The organism is Pseudomonas sp. FSL R10-2964, from assembly GCF_009600035.1.
Lineage (GTDB): Bacteria > Pseudomonadota > Gammaproteobacteria > Pseudomonadales > Pseudomonadaceae > Aquipseudomonas > Aquipseudomonas bubulae.
On sequence record NZ_WIWH01000097.1, the window covers coordinates 1 to 1,113 of the forward strand.

The 1,113-nt window shown below is 60.1% G+C and carries 1 protein-coding gene; it reads left to right on the plus strand.

What is annotated here, in order from left to right; genetic code table 11:
• Positions 1-55 precede the first annotated feature (55 nt).
• Positions 56-1,084, plus strand: a complete 1,029-nt coding sequence (locus tag GHN92_RS23585) for an IS30 family transposase (protein ID WP_017246483.1) — start codon at positions 56-58, stop codon at positions 1,082-1,084.
• Positions 1,085-1,113 lie beyond the last annotated feature (29 nt).

Here is a 1,113-nt window from a genome sequence, read left to right on the forward strand (position 1 = left end):
GGCGGCCGCGAAAACTGAGTGCAACACCTGACCTTTCCGGTACGGTGCTGCCCCTATGTCCTATTCCGAACTCAGCGTTGAAGAGCGCGCGATCATTCAGCTCAGTCAAGCTCAAGGCTTCACCCTGCGCGGCATTGCTCGCCTGATTGACAGGTCGCCCTCGACCATCAGTCGAGAGCTGAAGCGCAATCGAGGCAGTAGTGGTGCTTACTCGGCCCGCTGCGCCCAGCGACAGATGAGCATTCGGCGCCAGGTTTGTCGCCCTAAGCGCAAGCTTCTGCCGGGCAGTGAGCGCTTCGAGTTGGTGACCCATATGTTGCGTGAGCGTTTGTCTCCTGAACAGATTGCCGGCAAGCTGCGCGGCATGAACATTCCCAGCCTCAGAGATGCCTACGTCTGTCGAGAGACGATCTACAACGCGATCTATGCCTTGCCGGTCGGCGAGCTGCGCAAGGAGCTGATCATCTGCCTGCGCCAAAGCAAGGCGACGCGCAGACCGCGCTCTGGCGGCGTGGATCGGCGCGGCCAGATTCCGGAGATGGTCAGCATTCACGTGCGCCCGCCAGAGATCGAAGACCGGCTGATGCCGGGGCATTGGGAGGGCGACCTGATCAAGGGTAAGGCCAACGCCTCGTCGGTAGGCACGTTGGTGGAGCGCACCAGTGGCTACCTGATGCTGGTGAAGATGAACGACGCAACGGCGACCTCGGCGATGGAGGGCTTCAGTGCAGCGCTCAACGGCATGCCGCTGGCGATGCGCAAGAGCATGACCTACGACCAAGGCCGGGAGATGGCGCGGCATGCTGAAATCACCCAGCAGACCGGGGTCGCTATTTATTTTTGTGATCCGCACAGCCCATGGCAGCGCGGCAGTAACGAAAACATCAACGGCCTGATCCGCCAGTACCTGCCCAAGGGGACTGACTTGTCGGTACACAGCCAGGAGCAACTGAATGCCATCGCCCTGCAACTGAATATGCGCCCCCGTAAGCGCTTCGATTTCAAATGCCCGATCGAAGTCATGGGAGAGGTGATGCAGGAAGCCTTGGCTATGCGGCATGATGCTCCGGCTTCAATTCAATAACCGTGTTGCACTCAGCTCCTGCAACCGCC

Bases quoted from the DNA above. Each gene is read 5' to 3' on its own strand.
- GHN92_RS23585 (WP_017246483.1), top strand. From the start codon at position 56: ATGTCCTATTCCGAACTCAGCGTTGAAGAGCGCGCGATCATTCAGCTC.